Source organism: Paenirhodobacter sp. (genome assembly GCF_041916475.1).
Classification (GTDB): Bacteria; Pseudomonadota; Alphaproteobacteria; order Rhodobacterales; family Rhodobacteraceae; genus Rhodobacter.
This window is the reverse complement of the sequence record NZ_JAYRZN010000005.1, coordinates 34,867-51,416: the sequence shown is the minus strand read 5'-3', so window position 1 is coordinate 51,416 and position 16,550 is coordinate 34,867. Positions and strand designations below refer to the sequence as shown.

The 16,550-nt window shown below is 68.4% G+C and carries 19 protein-coding genes; 10 read left to right on the top strand and 9 right to left on the bottom strand.

From position 1 onward, the window contains the following. The first annotated feature begins 109 nt into the window (after positions 1–109). Positions 110–1,213, top strand: coding sequence for a site-specific DNA-methyltransferase (locus tag ACOMG5_RS03330; protein ID WP_420342364.1), 1,104 nt, complete (start codon positions 110–112; stop codon positions 1,211–1,213). Positions 1,214–1,302: 89 nt separating this feature from the next. On the opposite strand, the gene ACOMG5_RS03325 is transcribed toward ACOMG5_RS03330, so the two are convergent. The 4 genes from ACOMG5_RS03325 to ACOMG5_RS03310 form a co-directional block, all read right to left on the bottom strand. After that, positions 1,303–1,743: a MarR family winged helix-turn-helix transcriptional regulator gene (locus ACOMG5_RS03325; RefSeq protein ID WP_420342363.1), complete on the bottom strand. Its 441-nt coding sequence runs from the start codon at positions 1,741–1,743 to the stop codon at positions 1,303–1,305. Next, complete coding sequence (locus ACOMG5_RS03320; protein ID WP_420342362.1) at positions 1,740–2,582, bottom strand: carbon-nitrogen hydrolase family protein; 843 nt, start codon at positions 2,580–2,582, stop codon at positions 1,740–1,742. Before ACOMG5_RS03320 ends, ACOMG5_RS03325 begins: the two co-directional genes overlap by 4 nt. A gap of 1 nt (position 2,583) precedes the next feature. Further along, entirely contained in the window at positions 2,584–2,832 is a 249-nt protein-coding gene (gene grxC / locus ACOMG5_RS03315; RefSeq protein WP_420342361.1) for a glutaredoxin 3, read from the bottom strand. Between the two features lie 82 nt (positions 2,833–2,914). Continuing rightward, on the bottom strand, positions 2,915–3,652 hold the full coding sequence (locus ACOMG5_RS03310) for a ComF family protein (protein ID WP_420342360.1): 738 nt from the start codon (positions 3,650–3,652) through the stop codon (positions 2,915–2,917). 34 nt (positions 3,653–3,686) lie between these two features. Between ACOMG5_RS03310 and ACOMG5_RS03305 the strand changes: the two genes are divergently transcribed. After that, on the top strand, positions 3,687–4,523 hold the full coding sequence (locus tag ACOMG5_RS03305) for a methyltransferase domain-containing protein (protein WP_420342359.1): 837 nt from the start codon (positions 3,687–3,689) through the stop codon (positions 4,521–4,523). 60 nt (positions 4,524–4,583) lie between these two features. Further along, a complete protein-coding gene (gene hemH / locus ACOMG5_RS03300; protein ID WP_420342358.1) occupies positions 4,584–5,633 on the top strand; it encodes a ferrochelatase in 1,050 nt (349 codons plus the stop codon). Between the two features lie 48 nt (positions 5,634–5,681). Here hemH and ACOMG5_RS03295 read toward each other — a convergent pair whose 3' ends face one another. Next, positions 5,682–6,293, bottom strand: coding sequence for a L,D-transpeptidase (locus tag ACOMG5_RS03295; protein WP_420342357.1), 612 nt, complete (start codon positions 6,291–6,293; stop codon positions 5,682–5,684). Positions 6,294–6,468: 175 nt separating this feature from the next. Here ACOMG5_RS03295 and ACOMG5_RS03290 point away from each other — a divergent pair, with 175 nt between their 5' ends. Next, positions 6,469–6,981, top strand: a complete 513-nt coding sequence (locus ACOMG5_RS03290; RefSeq protein ID WP_420342356.1) for a CAP domain-containing protein — start codon at positions 6,469–6,471, stop codon at positions 6,979–6,981. Then, complete coding sequence (locus ACOMG5_RS03285) at positions 6,974–7,273, top strand: hypothetical protein (protein ID WP_420342355.1); 300 nt, start codon at positions 6,974–6,976, stop codon at positions 7,271–7,273. Before ACOMG5_RS03290 ends, ACOMG5_RS03285 begins: the two co-directional genes overlap by 8 nt. 4 nt (positions 7,274–7,277) lie before the next feature. Here the strand turns inward: ACOMG5_RS03285 and ACOMG5_RS03280 are convergent, their stop codons facing one another. Beyond that, positions 7,278–9,194, bottom strand: a complete 1,917-nt coding sequence (locus tag ACOMG5_RS03280; RefSeq protein ID WP_420342354.1) for a potassium transporter Kup — start codon at positions 9,192–9,194, stop codon at positions 7,278–7,280. A gap of 148 nt (positions 9,195–9,342) precedes the next feature. Here ACOMG5_RS03280 and ACOMG5_RS03275 point away from each other — a divergent pair, with 148 nt between their 5' ends. Next, a complete protein-coding gene (locus ACOMG5_RS03275; RefSeq protein WP_420342353.1) occupies positions 9,343–10,860 on the top strand; it encodes a sensor histidine kinase in 1,518 nt (505 codons plus the stop codon). Further along, positions 10,857–11,546: a response regulator transcription factor gene (locus ACOMG5_RS03270; RefSeq protein WP_420342352.1), complete on the top strand. Its 690-nt coding sequence runs from the start codon at positions 10,857–10,859 to the stop codon at positions 11,544–11,546. Before ACOMG5_RS03275 ends, ACOMG5_RS03270 begins: the two co-directional genes overlap by 4 nt. Here the strand turns inward: ACOMG5_RS03270 and ACOMG5_RS03265 are convergent. Continuing rightward, positions 11,516–13,039 (bottom strand): MDR family MFS transporter, encoded by a 1,524-nt coding sequence (locus ACOMG5_RS03265; RefSeq protein WP_420342351.1) that lies wholly within the window; start codon positions 13,037–13,039, stop codon positions 11,516–11,518. The two genes, ACOMG5_RS03270 and ACOMG5_RS03265, sit on opposite strands and share 31 nt — an antisense overlap. A gap of 79 nt (positions 13,040–13,118) precedes the next feature. Here ACOMG5_RS03265 and ACOMG5_RS03260 point away from each other — a divergent pair, with 79 nt between their 5' ends. Then, a complete protein-coding gene (locus ACOMG5_RS03260) occupies positions 13,119–13,583 on the top strand; it encodes a MarR family winged helix-turn-helix transcriptional regulator (RefSeq protein WP_420342350.1) in 465 nt (154 codons plus the stop codon). On the opposite strand, the gene ACOMG5_RS03255 is transcribed toward ACOMG5_RS03260, so the two are convergent. Together ACOMG5_RS03255 and ACOMG5_RS03250 are read right to left on the bottom strand one after the other, a co-directional pair. Continuing rightward, entirely contained in the window at positions 13,580–14,050 is a 471-nt protein-coding gene (locus ACOMG5_RS03255; RefSeq protein WP_420342349.1) for an Lrp/AsnC family transcriptional regulator, read from the bottom strand. The two genes, ACOMG5_RS03260 and ACOMG5_RS03255, sit on opposite strands and share 4 nt — an antisense overlap. A gap of 54 nt (positions 14,051–14,104) precedes the next feature. Continuing rightward, positions 14,105–14,227 (bottom strand): hypothetical protein, encoded by a 123-nt coding sequence (locus ACOMG5_RS03250; protein WP_420342348.1) that lies wholly within the window; start codon positions 14,225–14,227, stop codon positions 14,105–14,107. Positions 14,228–14,289: 62 nt separating this feature from the next. On the opposite strand from ACOMG5_RS03250, the gene ACOMG5_RS03245 reads away from it, so the two are divergent. Together ACOMG5_RS03245 and ACOMG5_RS03240 are read left to right on the top strand one after the other, a co-directional pair. Next, positions 14,290–15,531 carry a 3-methyl-2-oxobutanoate dehydrogenase (2-methylpropanoyl-transferring) subunit alpha gene (locus ACOMG5_RS03245; protein WP_420342347.1) on the top strand — a complete coding sequence of 414 codons (1,242 nt, stop codon included), beginning with the start codon at positions 14,290–14,292 and terminating at the stop codon, positions 15,529–15,531. A gap of 1 nt (position 15,532) precedes the next feature. After that, entirely contained in the window at positions 15,533–16,549 is a 1,017-nt protein-coding gene (locus tag ACOMG5_RS03240; RefSeq protein ID WP_420342346.1) for an alpha-ketoacid dehydrogenase subunit beta, read from the top strand. Position 16,550: the final 1 nt, after the last annotated feature.

The window sequence follows — 16,550 nt, the reverse complement described above, 5'->3', positions numbered from 1 at the left end:
ACTCATCTTAACGATTACCAGATCGGCACAAGCCGGCACCCAACGAGCAGACTGAAACAGACCCGAAAACGGGCAGATCCGGCATCAAGTCGGGCAGAACGAGGCAGAGATGACGAAAACGACTACGCGGGCTGCGCAGGCGGCGCTACCGCTCAACCAGATTTTGGCCGGCGATTGCGTCGAGGTGATGAACTCCCTCCCGGAGGCCTCCGTCGACCTGATTTTCGCCGATCCCCCCTACAACCTGCAGCTCAAGGGCGAGCTGCACCGGCCAGACAATTCCCGCGTCGATGCGGTGGATGACGCCTGGGACCAGTTCAGCTCCTTCGCCGAATATGACCGGTTCTGCCGCGAATGGCTGGCGGCGGCGCGCAGGCTGCTGAAGCCGAACGGGGCGATCTGGGTGATCGGCTCCTATCACAACGTGTTCCGGCTGGGCGCCGAGCTGCAGAATCAGGGCTACTGGATCCTGAACGACGTGGTCTGGCGCAAGTCGAACCCGATGCCGAATTTCCGCGGCAAGCGGCTGACCAATGCGCATGAGACGCTGATCTGGGCGTCGAAGGCCGAATCGTCGAAATACACGTTCAACTACGAGGCGCTGAAGGCGCTGAACGAAGGCACACAGATGCGCTCGGACTGGGTGCTGCCGATCTGCACCGGGGGCGAGCGGCTGAAGGACGCGGCGGGCGACAAGGCGCACCCGACGCAAAAGCCCGAAAGCCTGCTGCACCGGGTGATCGTGGGCACCACGAACCCGGGCGATGTGGTGCTGGATCCGTTCTTCGGCACCGGCACCACCGGCGCGGTGGCGAAGATGCTGGGGCGCGATTTCATCGGCATCGAACGCGAATCCGACTACCGCGAGATCGCGCAGCGCCGGCTGGACCGGGTGCGGAGGCTCGACCGCGAGGTGATCGAGGTCACCGGATCGAAGCGCGCCGAGCCGCGCGTGCCCTTCGGCCAGCTGGTGGAGCGCGGCATGCTGCGCCCGGGCGAGGAACTGTATTCGATCGGCAACCGCTTCAAGGCCAAGGTGCGCGCCGATGGCACGCTGATCGGCGATGATGTGAAGGGCTCGATCCATCAGGTCGGCGCCCGGCTGGAAGGGGCGCCGTCGTGCAACGGCTGGACCTACTGGCACTACAAGCGCGAGGGCAAGCTCGTCCCGATCGACCTTCTGCGCCAGCAGATCCGCGCCGAACTGAACTGATTTCCCGACGGGATATGGTTTCCGCCAGTGTCCGGGCTGCCCGGACACCACCTGCCCCGCCGTGCTTCGGCGGGGCCTTTTCATTGGGCTCAGCTTTCGTCCAGCCGCTGGCGCAGCTCGCGCAGCACCGGCAGGGTGGCGCGGATCTTCTCCGGCCCGATGGCGCGCACCACATCGGTGATCACCGGCATGAAGGCCGCCAGCGCCGCATCCCGCGCCTGCCGCCCCGCAGGCGAAATCGCCACCAGCTTGCGCCGGGCATCGTCCCAGTCCGGGCGGATGTGGATATGCCCGGCCCATTCCAGCTTCGAGAGCGTGTTGGTCATCGCGCCCCGGGTCACGTGGAAGGTCGCGGCCAGCTGCGCGGGCGTGCGCTCCTCGCCGATATGGGCCAGATGGTTCAGCACCGAGAAATGCGAGATCTCCATGCCTTTCGGCAGCGCCCGGCTGACCACGTTGCGGGCCAGCTGGTCGACCATGAACACCTCGGCAAAGAGGCTCGCGGCGAGGGGGTCGGAGCCGTCGTTCATGGCCCCTCGAAATCGCGGTCGTGCAGCAGCGAGGGCACCCGCCCGCGGGCCTGGGCCAGGCGCTCCATGTCGATATCGACCAGCGTCACCCCGGGCTCGGTGCCGCCATCGGCCAGAATCTCGCCCCAGGGCGCAATCACAAGGCTGTGGCCCCAGGTGCGGCGCGCCCGCTCGGGCGCCTTCGGGCTCCGGGCGGCATGGGTGCCACATTGCGCGGGCGCCAGCACGAAGCAGGTGTTCTCGATCGCGCGGGCGCGCAGCAGCGTCTCCCAATGCGCGGCGCCCGTGGTGTCGTTGAAGGCCGCGGGCACGGTCAGGATTTGTGCCCCGCCCTGCGCCAGCCGGCGGAACAGCTGCGGGAAGCGCAGGTCGTAGCACACCGCCATCCCTACCCGCCCGAAGCCTGTTTCGGCCAGAACGGCCCGGGCGCCGGGGCGGTAGCCCTCGGATTCGCGGTACTTTTCCGTCTCCGAGACGTTCACGTCGAACATGTGGATCTTGTCGTAGCGCGCCACGATCTGCCCCGCGGGCCCGATCATGAAGCTGCGATTCGCGAAGCGGCCATCGGCATCATGCGTGCGCAGCCCCAGCGAGCCGATCAGCAGCCAGATCCCGAGCCGCTCGGCCTCGGCGCGCAGCGCATGCAGGGTCGGGTCCTCGTCCTCAAGGCACAGCACTTCGCGCTGCCAGGCCCGGTCCGAGGACAGCAGGTTGGTGCATTCCGGGGTCGCGACGAACTGCGCCCCGCTGCCCGCCGCCTCGCGGATGAAAGCCACCGTCACCGGCAGGTTCCGCGCCGGATCGTCGGTCACGTTCAGCTGGACCAGCCCCGCCTTCATCTCAGCCCTCCAGCAGCGCGTCGAGCTTGCCTGCGGCCTCTAGGGCATGCAGGTCGTCGCAGCCGCCGACATGGGTCTCGCCGATGAAGATCTGCGGCACGGTGCGGCGCCCGCCCGCCCGCGCCATCATCGCCGAACGGTCGGCGGAGACGTCGGTCTCGGCGAAGGCCACCCCCTTCTTGCGCAGCAGCGCCTTCGCCGCCAGGCAATAGGGGCAGGTCGGCGTGGTGTAGATTTCAACGGTTTTCATGGCGCATCCCCTCGGGTCATTCTTCATAGCGATGTAAGCCCCTTGCGGCGAATGCGCAAATGCCCCGTGGCCGATGCCCTGCTCAGCCCTCATGCGCGACGCGCGCAACGGCCGCGACGCGCACCTCGGCCGCCCCCGCGGCCAGCGCCGCTTCCGCCGCGGCGGTGAAGGTCGCCCCCGTGGTGAGTACATCGTCCACGATCAGCACCGTGCGCCCGGCAATCTGCGCGGCGCGGCGCGGATTGACCCGCAGCGCATCGGCCAGGTTCTCGTAGCGCTGGTCGCGGTTGCGGCCCTCCTGGCTCGGCGTGGCGCGGGTGCGCTGGAACAGGTCGGGGATATGCAAAAGCCCCGCCCGCCGCGCCACCTGCGCCGAGAGCAGGGCGGACTGGTTGTAGCGCCGCTTCAGCAGCCGCAGCCGGTGCAGCGGGATCGGCGCCACCACCATCCCCTCGGTGATCAGCGGCGCCGCCGCGCGGGCGAGCCATTCCCCCATCGGCCGCGCGAGATCGAGCCTGTCGCTGCGCTTGAAGGCCAGCACCAGCTTGCGCCCGGTCCCGGCATAGCGCACGGCCGCGCGACCCCGGCTCCAGGCGCGCGGGTTGCGCAGGCAATCGTCGCAGGCCACCACCCCGGCGTCCTCGCCGGGCAGGGGCGCGCCGCAGCAATCGCAGGCCAGCCCGGCGATGAACCCGGTATCGCGCCAGCATTCGCCACACAGGGCGAAATCCGTGCCCACCGCCCCGCCGCAGGCAATGCAGCGCGGCGGAAACAGGATATGGAGCGCCTGCGTCGCCACCTTGCCGATGAGCGCTGGCATCCGCGCCCGAAGCGCCGTATTTTCCATGTCCATCATGAGCACGCCCCCCAGACTGACCGATCCCCGCGCCCTGGCCCGCCACCGCGCCCGCGCCGCCCGCAACCCCGCCCTGTTCCTGCATGAGGATGCCGCCGAGGAGCTTCAGGAAAGGCTGCTCGAGGTTAACAGAACGTTTACGAAACCGGCCCTGGTGACGAATTTCGCGGCGCCGTTCCGCGCCGTGCTGCCCGGCGCGCGGGTGGTGCCGGATGCGGAGCTGCTCGCGCTGGAGCGCGGGGCGCATGATCTCGTGGTGCATGCGATGTGCCTGCATTGGGCGAATGACCCGGTGGGACAGATCGTGCAGGCGGCGCGCGCGCTCGCGCCTGACGGGCTCTTCATCGCGGTGATGTGCGGCGGCCAGACGCTGCAGGAGCTGCGCGCGGCCCTGGCCGAGGCCGAGATCGCGGCCACCGGCGGGCTCAGCCCGCGGGTGCTGCCGATGGGCGAGATCCGCGATCTGGGCGCGCTCATCGGCCGGGCGGGGCTGGCGCTGCCGGTCGCGGATGCGGTGCGGCGCAAGGTGACCTATGCCGATCCGCTGCGGCTGATGGCGGATCTGCGCGCGATGGGGGAAACCAATGCGCTGGAGGCGCGGATGCGGCATTTCACCCGCCGCGCCGTGATCCTCGATGCCGCGCGCCGCTACGCCGAGACCTTCGCCGAGCCCGATGGCCGGATCCGCGCCACGTTCGACATGGTCTGGCTCACCGGATGGAAGCCGCATCCGAGCCAGCAGAAGCCGCTGAAGCCCGGCTCCGCCGCGCACCGGCTGGCCGAGGCGCTGAACACGCAGGAGCTGCCCTCGGGCGAAAAGCCCGGTGCCGCGTGATGCCGCATTGACCGGCGCGCCCGATGCATTACCTCGGGGGCAGCCAGAACAGGACCAGACATGACCTACCGCCCCGCCCATGCCCCCGCCGATCATCCGGCCCTGCCCGAACCGAAGATCGGCCTTCTGTTTGCCAATCTCGGCACGCCCGACGGAACCGACTACTGGTCGATGCGGCGCTATCTGAACGAATTCCTCTCGGACAAGCGGGTGATCGACTATCCGTGGTGGAAATGGCAGCCGATCCTGCAGCTCTTCGTGCTGACGAAGCGGCCCTTCACCTCGAGCGCGAACTACCGCTCGATCTGGAACAACGAACGCAACGAAAGCCCGATGATGACCATCACCCGCGCGCAGGTGGCCGCGCTGGCCGGGGCCGCCGCCGCCCGCTGGGGCGACCGGGTGATGGTGGATTTCTGCATGCGCTACGGCAATCCCTCCACCTTCGACGTGGTGGACCGGATGGTGGCGGCGGGCTGCGAGCGGATCCTGTTCGTGCCGCTCTATCCGCACTATGCCGGGGCCACGTCGGCCACCGCGAACGATCAGTTCTTCCGCGCGCTGATGCGGCAGAAGCGCCAGCCTGCGGTGCGGGTGGCGCCCGAATATTTCGCCCGCCCGAGCTATATCGAGGCGCTGGCGCAATCCGTGGAGCGGGCCTATGCGGGCCTGCCGGCGCGGCCCGATGTGCTGGTGGCCTCCTATCACGGCATGCCGAAGCGCTATCTGATGGAGGGCGATCCCTACCATTGCCAGTGCCAGAAGACCTCGCGGCTGCTGCGCGAGCGGCTGGGCTGGGGGCCGGGGGCGATCGACACCACCTTCCAGTCCGTGTTCGGGCCGGAGGAATGGCTGAAGCCCTATACGGTGGAGCATGTGGCCGCGCTGGCGCAGCAGGGCAAGAAGAACATCGCCGTGATCTCGCCCGCGTTTTCCGCGGATTGCATCGAGACGCTGGAGGAGATCAACGGCGAGATCCGCGAGGCCTTCGAGCATGCGGGCGGCGAGAGCTTCACCTATATCCCCTGCCTGAACGACGACGCGGCCCATATCGCCGCGCTGATGGAGCTGGTGGCGGAGAACCTGGCGGGATGGATCGCGCCGGAATGAAAAAAGGGGCCTCGCGGCCCCTTTTCCTTAAGTTCTTCGGCCCGGAGGTCAGATCAGGATCACCTGGGTGCCGACATTGGCGAGCGAATAGAGCTGCTCGATATGCTGGTTGTAAAGCCCGATGCAGCCGTTCGACGATTTGCGCCCGATCTTGCGGGTGTCGTGGGTGCCGTGGATCCGGTAATACTGCCAGCTCAGATAGAGCGCGCGGGTGCCGAGCGGGTTGTCCGGGCCTGCGGGCACGAAATCCGGCCATTCCGGGTTGCGCTGCTTCATCGAGGGGGTGGGCGCCCAGGTCGGGTTCTCGACCTTGCGGATCACCTCGGTGCGGCCGCGCCGCGTCATCTCTTCGGAAACCGGGACCGAGGTCGGGTACAGCTTGTAGACCGACTGGTCGTCGTTCCAGTAGTGCAGCGCGCGCGAGACAGTATCGACCAGGATCGCGCCGTTGCGGGTGTTGGTGAAATAGTCGCGCCAGTCCAGCTCGCGGAAGCTCGACACGTTGCGGTGCGCGTTGCTGGTCGGCGAATTGTCGATCGTCTCGAGCCCGGCATCGGGGGTCTGGGCGAGGACCGCAGGCGCCGCGAGGCCGGCGCCGATCAGGCCCGCCGTCGCGCCGAGGAAGGCCCGGCGATCAAGGGATTTTCTGGTGAAGCTCATTGTCACGACTCCGGATATCGACCGTTCAGCGCGGCCGTTATTTCGTTTCCATTAGTGCGCGTTTGCCGCAGATGCAATCCAAACCGGCGTGATCAAGGGCTTTCACGCAACTGTGCGTTTGCGCCCGCCGGGGCAGAGGTGTAAGGCTCCCCGAAAATTCCCGGGGGATCGTGAGATGAATACCGTCAAGGCCGTTGTTTTGCTGGCGACGCTTGGGCTTGCAGCCTGCGCGCCGAAGGGGCCGCAACTGGGGCCGGATGGCAAGCCGCTGCCCGAACTCTACAAGATCAGCAGCAAGGAAGCCGAGGCCATTCCGGGCCGCGTGCTGGCCAACATCAACGAGCTGCGCACGAAGCGCGGCACCGCGCCGGTGGCGATGAACACCGCGCTCAGCACCGCCGCAATGCGGCATTCGAAGGATATGGCGGACCAGAACCGGCCGTGGCACTGGGGCTCGGATGGCTCCTCGCCGCTCGACCGGGCGCAGCAGGCGGGCTTCTACGGCAAGGTCGTCGGCGAGAATATCTCCGAGACCTACGAGAACGACACCCAGACCCTCTCGGCCTGGATGGGCGTGCCCGACACCCGCGACGTGATGCTGAACCCGGCCGCCACCCAGATGGGCTTCGGCTGGTATCAGGAAAGCTCGGGCAAGGTCTGGTGGACGCTTGTGACCGGGCGTGACTGAGCTGTCGCGGGCAGCGCTTGCGGCGGCTGCGGGCATCGCGTTGCTGTCGGCCTGCCTGCCGGGCTCGCGCGCGAGCGTCTGGCCGAGCGGCCTCAGGGTGATGGGGGAGGGCTATCCGGTCCCCGCCGCGCCCTGCCGCCGGCTCGGCGAAAGCGCCGCCACGGTAGATTATCTGGACGACACCCGCGATCTGGTCGGCTGCCCGACGCGCGCGGATGCCGAAGCCCTCGGCGGGCAGATCGTGGGCCAGGTCGAGGCGGTCACGCTGGTGTCCATGCCCCGGCGCGACTGAGCCCTTACACGTTCACCTGCGTGCCGATCTCCACCACCCGCCCCGCCGGAATGCGGAAGTAATCCGAGGCGCTGGCGGCATTGCGCGCCAGATAGATGAAGATCCGCGCCTGCCACATCGGCATCGGGCTGCGCACCGAAGGCCGCAGGCTGCGCCGCGACAGGATGAACGACGTCGCCATGATGTCGAACTTCCAGCCCTTCTTGCGGCACAGCAGCAGCGCCTGCGGCACATCCGGGTCCTCGGCATAGCCATAGCTCAGCTCGACCCGGCGGAAGCGGTCGTTGATCTCCTCCATGCGCACGCGGGCATCGTCGGGCACCCGCGGTACATCGGCGGTGATGATCGTCAGGATCACGTTCTGCTCGTGCAGCGCCTTGAAATGCTTCAGGCTGTGCAGCATCGCCCCGGGCGCGAGCTCGGGCGTCGCGGTCAGATAGACGCCGGTGCCGGGCACGGTGGTAATGGATTTGGATTCGACCTGCCGCAGCAGCACATCGAGCGGCAGCTCGGTCTCGCGGTCCTTGCGCAGCAGCAGGCCCGAGCCGCGCATCCAGCTCCACATCACCACCAGCATGCCCCCTGCGATGCCGAGCGGAATATATCCGCCCTCGGCGATCTTGGTCAGGTTCGCGCCGAGGAACACCAGATCCATCATCAGGAACGGCAGCATCACCCCGACCGCGGCCCAGAGCGGCAGCTTCCAGTGCCGCCGCGCCACCACCATGGCCAGGAGCGCCGTCACCACCATCGTGCCGGTCACCGAAATCCCGTAGGCCGAAGCCAGCGCCGAGGAGGTGTCGAACATCACCACCAGCACCAGCACACCGAACATCAGCCACATGTTCACCGCGGGCATGAAGATCTGCCCCTGCTGATGCTCCGAGGTGTGGCGGATCTTCATCCGCGGCAGCAGCTTCAGCTGCACCGCCTGCTGGGTGAGCGAGAACGCCCCGGTGATGACCGCCTGGCTCGCGATGATCGTGGCCAGCGTCGCCAGCAGCACCACCGGCAGCAGCGCCCAGTCCGGGAAAAGCAGGTAGAACGGATTGGCCAGGTTCTTCGGATGCTGGAGCACCAGCGCGCCCTGGCCGAAATAGTTCAGGATCAGCGCCGGGAAGGCCACGATGAACCAGGCCAGCCGGATCGGCTGCCGCCCGAAATGGCCCATATCGGCATAGAGCGCCTCGGCCCCCGTCACTGCGAGGAACACCGCGCCCAGCACGGTGAGGCCGATCATCCCGTTGTGGACGAGGAACATGACCGCATGCGCCGGGTTCAGCGCCGCCAGCACCGAAGGGTCGTCGGCCATGCGCCAGATCCCGCCCGCCGCCATCACCAGAAACCATACCAGCGTCACCGGCCCGAAGAACCGCGCAACCGCCGCCGTGCCGCGCTTTTGCACCACGAACAGCAGCACGATGATCGCCACGGCCACCGGCTCGATGAACGGCTCATAGCCCGGCGCGATCAGCGTCATCCCCTCCAGCGCCGAAAGCACCGAAATCGCCGGTGTGATCGCGGCATCGCCATAGAACAGCGCCGCCCCGAGCATGCCCAGCAGCAGGATCGCCGGCCGCGGCCGGCCGAGCGCGCGCTGCGCCAGCGCCAGCAGCGACAGGGTGCCGCCCTCGCCATCGTTGTCCGCGCGCATGAGGATCAGGACGTATTTGACCGAAACGATCAGCACCAGCGCCCAGACGATCAACGACAGCACACCGAGCACATTCTCGCGCACCACCGCGCCGCTGTGCCCGCCCGCGGCCATCATCGCCTCGCGGAAGGCATAGAGCGGCGAGGTGCCGATATCGCCATACACCACCCCAAGCGCCCCGAGCGCGAGCGCGAAGCGCCCGCCGCCATGGCCCGAGCCTGGGATTTCCGCATCCGGCTCGGGGGCGGGAAGGCTGACGCTGTGCATGAACTCCATCCATGGCGGCCACGCCCCTGGCGGACGTAACGGAAATATGACCGCCTGTTCATAAGATTGCGAAGGGTAAATAGGCCTTTACGCATAAGGATCCCGTAAAATCCGTGGACAAATCCGCGCGCCGCGCTTTGATGCGGGCATGAGCCGGATCGAGACACCCCGCCTGCGCCCCCGGGGGCGCCACCTGATGACCGCGCCGCGCGCGCAAGGACTGCTTGGCGCGGGCGCGATGCTGGCCGTCATCGCGATTCTCATCGACCAATGGCGCCACCTGATGCCGGAAAGCGTGGCGATTCTGCTGTTCTTGCTGGCGGTACTGCTCAGCTCCACCTTCTTCGGCTTCTGGACCGGGATCCTGAGCGCGCTCGGCGCCTTCGGCATTTTCAATTTCTTCTTCGTCGAGCCGCATCTGAGCTTCCTCGCGACGCGGCCGCAGGATCTGGTGACGCTGGGCGCCTTCCTGCTGGCGGCGGGGCTGACCGGGTTTCTGGCGGGGCGGCTGCGCGAGAAGGTGGACGAGGCCGAGGGCCGCGCCGCGGTGCTGGAGGTTCTGTCCGGGGCGAGCTCCGATCTCTCTTCCGCCGAAACCGAGGAGGAGGTTCTGACTGCTGCGCTGCGCCATCTGTCGGAGCTGACGATCGGGCCCGCGCTCGCGCTCGCGCATGATGGCGAGAAGCCCGCCTTCATCGAGGCCTGGCCCGCCGGGCATCGGCCCGGGGCCTCGGATCTGCAGGCGGCCGATCAGGCCTTCTCGCGCGGGCGGGTCGAATTCGCCACGGCGCAGGGCTGGTCGGGCTCGCGCTTCACCTTCCACCCGGTTCCGCCGGGCAAGGGGGCGCGGCATGTGCTGGGCCACGTGCCGGTCGCGGCCGACCGGCGCGACAGGGCCTGGCGCGAGCTCGCGGTCTCGGCCGTGCTGCGCCAGACCGAAACCGCGCTGGACCGGCTCGCGCTCGCGCGTGCGGCCGCGGCCGAGCGCCATGCCGCCGAGAAGCAGGCGCAGCGCGCGGCGCTGCTGGCCTCGCTCTCGCATGATCTGCGCACGCCGCTCGCCACCATCCTGGGCTCCGTCACCACCCTGCGCGACCTGCGCCAGACGCTGCCGCCCGCGGCCCAGGCCGATCTGCTCACCGCGATCGAGGAAGAGGCGCAGCGCCTCGCCCGCTATGTGGAGAAGCTGCTGCAGATGACCCGGATCGTCGCGGGCGTCCATGCGCAGCTGCATTGGGTGGACCCGGACGAGGCCGCGCAGGCCGCGGTTTCGCGCGCGCGCCGGGCCTTCCCGCAGGCCACCATCGCCGTCGGCATGCCGGATCTGCCGCTGGTGCGGGCGGAGGCGGGGCTTCTGGAGCAGGCCCTGTTCAGCCTGCTGGAAAATGCCGTGCGCTATGCGCCGGGCCCGATCCTGATGACGGGGTCTGTGGAGGCGGATACGGTCGTGCTGACCGTTACCGATGCGGGGCCGGGCCTGCCCGCGGGCACGGCCGAATGGCTCGCCGCGCCGGAGCTGACCGGGGCGCCCGGCGGCGGCCTCGGCCTGCCGATCTGCAAGGGGATCGCGCGGACGCTGGGCGGCGGGCTCTCGGCGGTGCCGGCGCCCGGGGGCGGCACGATGATCTCGATCGCGCTGCCGATCCCGCCCGAGGCCGCGCCGTGAGCGAACGGCCGCTGATCCTGGTGGTGGATGACGAGCCGCAGATCCAGCGTTTTCTCGTCCATGCGCTGGCGGCCTCCGGCTACGAGACCTGCCTTGCGGGCACCGGCGCCCAGGCGCTCTCGGTGGCGGCAGAGCGGCGCCCGGCGCTGATGATCCTCGATCTCGGCCTGCCCGACATGTACGGCAAAGCGGTGATCGAGCGGCTGCGCGAGGGCTCCGATATGCCGGTGGTGGTGCTCTCCGCGCATGATCAGGAGATGGAGAAGATCATGGCGCTGGATTTGGGCGCCAATGATTTCGTCTCGAAACCCTTCGCCATCGGCGAGCTGCTGGCGCGGCTGCGGGCCTGCCTGCGCGCGCGCCGCCCGGCAGAGGCGCAGGTGACCCGGCAGGCGGGGCTGGTGATCGACCGCGATGCGCATCAGGTGAGCCGCGATGGCCAGCCGGTGAAGCTCACCCCGAAGGAATTCGAGCTCTTGCTGGCGCTGGTCGACAATCCGGGCCGGGTGATGACGCACCGGCAGCTGCTGCTGCGGGTCTGGGGCCCCGCGCATGTGGACGACGTGCCCTATTTGCGGGTGTTCATCGGCCAGATCCGGCAGAAGCTGGAGACCGAGGCCGGCCCCGCCCTGATCCAGACCGAGCCCGGCGTGGGCTACCGCTGGGCCAGCACCGCATCGGGCTGAGCGCCCCCCGGCTTGCGCGCCGGCGCGAGCTCCACCGGCTTCAGCGCCAGCGCCGCCGCAAGGCCGATGAGCACCAGCACCACCGCCGCCGTATAGACCCAGGTGAAGGCATCGTTGAACGCCCCGGCCGCGGCATCGCGCAGCGCCGGAGGCAGCGCCGCGATCTGCTCACGCGGCAGCTCCGCCGCCGCGCCGAGCCCGGGCAGCGCATGGGCGCCGAGCTGCGCCGCGAGCAGCGCGCCATAGATAGATATAGCGAGCGACGCGCCACCCATCCGCGCCAGCGTCACCGAGCCGGTCGCGGCGCCGGTATCGCGCGCGGGGGCCGCGATCTGTACCCCGATCACGGGGGCCTGCTGGCCCAGCCCGATGGCCACGCCCTGGCCCAGAAGCAGCCCCGCCATCAGCCAGAACGGCGCATGCAGCGGCAAGAGCGCCAGCCCGGCGAGGCAACAGGCCGAGAGCGCCAGCCCGCAGACGAGCCAGGGCTTGTAAACGCCGGTCTTCTCGATCAGGCGCCCGGCGCTGAGCGAGCCCAGGGCGATCCCGCCGGTGACCGCAATGAAGAACAGCCCCGCCGCGGAGGGCGAAAGCCCCGTCGTCATCTGCAGGAACAGCGCGTGGTAATTCACCAGCCCGATCGCCGTGCCGCCGGTACAGACCGAGACGATCAGCAGCAGCGCGAAGTTGCGCTGCCCGAACAGGGGCAGCGGGATGATCGGCTCGGGCGCGCGCCGCTCGATCCGGAGCCAGAGCCACAGCGCCAGCGCCGATGCCGCGGGCAGAAGCAGCGCCACCGGCGTGAACATGCCGCCGAACAGCGAGCGCGCATCGGCCCAGAGCACCACCCCCGCAATTGCCACCGCGAGCGTGGCCGCGCCCGGATAGTCGATCTTCGGCTTGCGGTCGGGGCGCCAGTGCGGCAGCAGCAGCGCAAGCCCGGTGAGGGCTGCGATCCCGACCGGCAGGTTGATCAGGAAGATCGAGCGCCAGCCGAAATGCTCGCTCATGGCGCCGCCGAGCGCGGGGCCTACGGAGCCCGAGGCCATCAGCACCAGGCTGGAGAAGCTCTGGTAGCGGGCGCGCAGGCGCGGGGCGAACATATCGGCGTTGATCGAGAAGATCGACACCATGATCCCGCCCGCGCCCAGCCCCTGCAGCATCCGCGCCGCGATCAGGCTGTCCATCGACCAGGCCATGCCACAGGCGAGCGAGCCCAGCGTGAACAGCGCCACCGCCGACATCATCACATATTTGCGCCCGAACAGGTCGCCGAGCTTGCCATAGACCGGCATGATCGTGCTTTGCGTCAGCAGATAGGCCGACCCGATCCAGCCGAACCGCTCGATCGCGCCGAATTCGCCGATGATCGTGGGCAGCGCGGTCGAGACCACATGGGTATCGAGCGTGGCCATGAACATCGACAGCATCAGGAAGCAGAAGATGACGGTGCGCCGGCGCGCATCCAGTTCGGGCATTGTGGTGGGGGGCATGGTACGAAACCTCGGATGGCTTGCAATATATGTGACAAAAGCATATTTGTGTCAACAACACGTTTTTGCGCGGTGGGTGATGGATCAGAGCGGCAGGATCGACCAGATTTCGGCGGTGATGGGGCGGATGCGGGTGCTGATCGGACGGCGGGTGATCTCGCGCCTGGCGATGGCAGAGCTCGGCCCGATCCTCGATCTGTCGGATCTCGACGTGCTGGAGATGGTGCCGGGGCCGGGCACGGAGCGGGAAGTCTCCGTCGGCGATATCGCGCGGCAGATGCGGATCGATCCCTCGCGCGCGAGCCGGCTCGTGGCCGGGCTGGTGGAGCGGGGCTACCTGCTGCGCGCGGTGGCGCAGCAGGATGCGCGGCGGGCGGTGCTGCTGCGCTCGGAGCAGGCCGAACGGGTGCTGACCGAGATCCACCGGGTGAAGCGGCAGCTGATCGCCGATATCGTCTCCGATTGGCCCGCGGAGGAGATCGGCCAGTTCGCCGACGGGTTCGAGGCCTTCATCGCCGCGCTCGAACGCCGCACCAGCCCCTAATCCGGCAGCGGCGTGCCCGCCTGCTTCAGGCAGCGCAGCGTGAAGCTCGACCGGGTATGCCGGATGCCGCGCAGCCGATAGAGCTTCTGGCGCAGGAAATCCTCGTAGCCGCGGGTGCCATCCACCGCGATCTTCAGGAAGTAGTCGTATTCGCCCGCGGTCAGATGCGCCTCCAGAACCTCGGGCATCGCCTGGATCGCCTTGCTGAAGGCATCGAGCGCGGTGTCGTCATGCCGGTCCAGCATCACTTCCAGCAGCACCGTCTCCGGAAACCCCAGCAGCGCCTGATCCAGCACCGCCGTATAGCCGCGGATGAAGCCCTCGCTCTCCAGCCGCCGCGTGCGCTGCCAGCAGGGGCTGGGCGAGAGCCCCACCTCCTCCGCCAGCTGGGCGTTGGTCAGGCGCCCGTCGCGGCTGAGCGCGCGCAGGATGCGGTGGTCTATGGCGTCCAGTTTGCGGATGTCCATGAATGATCCTTCTGCGCTTCTGCCAGAGCGGCAGAATATTCTCCGCAGATTTTGTCAGAATGAAAAAATATCAAAAGGACATTTTGCGGGAATCGGCGCAATCTGAAGATTGAGACGACCGGTGTCGGGGAGGAGACCGGACTGTTCAGCCACCACCACGAACGCATCGGCCTGCATTGGCGGGTCGATGCATCGTTGCTGGATCCTCCCGCCGGGCGTTCGAGGCAAGGGAGGAGCCGATGACCGAGGACTATCCGCCGCTATCGCTGACCGTGCCGGAGCCGGAGGTGCGCCCGGGGGGCACACCGGATTTCTCCAAGGTGCCGATCCCGCGCGCAGGCACCGTGCGCCGCCCCGAGGTGGATGCCGATCCCGAAGAGCTGCGCGACCTCGCCTTCACCATCATCCGCGTGCTGAACCGCGATGGCCAGGCCGTCGGCCCCTGGGCCGAGGCGGTGGCCCTGAGCGACGAGGACCTGCTCGCGGGGCTGCGCCACATGATGACCCTGCGCGCCTATGATGCCCGCATGCAGATGGCGCAGCGCCAGCAGAAGACCTCGTTCTACATGCAGCATCTGGGCGAGGAGGCGGTCTCCTGCGCCTTCACCCGCGCGCTGAACCCGGGCGACATGAACTTCCCCACCTACCGGCAGGCGGGGCTGCTGATCGCCTCGGGCTACCCGGTCAAGTCCATGATGAACCAGGTCTATTCCAATGCCGAGGACCCGATGCGCGGCCGCCAGCTGCCGGTGATGTATTCGGTGAAGGACCACGGCTTCTTCTCCATCTCCGGCAATCTGGCCACACAATACATTCAGGCGGTGGGCTGGGCGATGGCCTCGGCGATCTCGGGCGACAGCAAGATCGCCGCCGCCTGGATCGGCGATGGCTCCACCGCCGAGAGCGATTTCCACGCGGCCCTGGTCTTTGCCTCTACCTACAAGGCGCCGGTGGTGCTCAATATCGTCAATAACCAATGGGCGATCTCCACCTTCCAGGGCATCGCGCGGGGCGGCGCGGGCACCTTCGCGGCGCGGGGGCTGGGCTTTGGCATTCCGGCGCTGCGGGTGGATGGCAACGATTATATCGCCGTGGTCGCCGTGGCCCGCTGGGCGGCCGAGCGCGCGCGGCGCAACCTCGGGCCCACGGTGATCGAGTATGTCACCTACCGGCAGGGCGCGCATTCCACCTCGGACGACCCCTCCGCCTATCGCCCGGCCGAGGAAAGCGCCGCCTGGCCGCTGGGCGACCCGATCCTGCGGCTGAAGAACCACCTGATCGGCAAGGGCGCCTGGAGCGAGGAGCGCCATGCCCAGGCCGAGGCCGAGATCATGGCCGGCCTGATCGCCACCCAGAAGGAGGCCGAGGCGATCGGCACGCTGCATTCGGGCGATCACCCCTCGGTGCGCGAAATGTTCGAGGACGTCTACGAGACGATGCCGCCGCATCTGCGGCGCCAGCGGCAGGAAGCGGGGTTCTGAGATGGCACGGATGACGATGATCGAGGCCATCCGCGATGCGCTCGACGTGGCGATGGGGGCCGATCCGCGCGTGGTCGTGTTCGGCGAGGACGTGGGTTATTTCGGCGGCGTGTTCCGCTGCACGGCCGGCCTGCAGAAGAAATACGGCAAGACCCGCTGCTTCGATGCGCCAATCAACGAGAGCGGCATCGTCGGCGCGGGCATCGGCATGGCCGCCTATGGCCTGCGCCCGGTGGTGGAGATCCAGTTCGCCGATTACGTCTATCCGGGGTACGACCAGATCGTCTCGGAGGCCGCGCGGCTGCGCTATCGGTCGAACGGCGAATTCACCTGCCCGATGGTGATCCGCATGCCCACGGGCGGCGGCATCTTCGGCGGCCAGACCCACAGCCAGAGCCCCGAGGCGCTGTTCACCCATGTGACCGGGCTGAAAACCGTGGTGCCCTCCAATCCGCACGATGCGAAGGGGCTGCTGCTGGCCGCGATCGCGGATCCGGATCCGGTGATCTTCCTGGAGCCGAAGCGGCTCTATAACGGCCCGTTCGACGGCCATCACGACCGGCCGGTCTCGGCCTGGAAGGCGCATGATCTGGGCGAGGTCCCGGAGGGCGCCTATACCGTGCCCCTTGGCCAGGCGGTGATCCGGCGGCCGGGGCGGCGGGCCACGATCCTGGCCTATGGCACGATGGTGCATGTGGCGCTCGCCGCGGTCGAAGACAGCGGCATCGACGCCGAGGTGATCGACCTGCGCACGCTGCTGCCGCTTGATCTGGAGACGATCACCGCCTCGGTGCAGCGCACGGGGCGTTGCCTCGTGCTGCATGAGGCCACGCTCACCTCCGGCTTCGGCGCGGAGCTGGCGGCGCTGGTGCAGGCCGAGTGCTTCTATCATCTGGAAGCGCCGATCCGGCGGGTGACGGGCTGGGATACGCCCTATCCGCATGTCCATGAATGGAGCTATTTCCCCGGCCCCGCGCGGGTCGCGGCGGCGCTGCGCGATCTGGTGGAGGAGGTCTGAG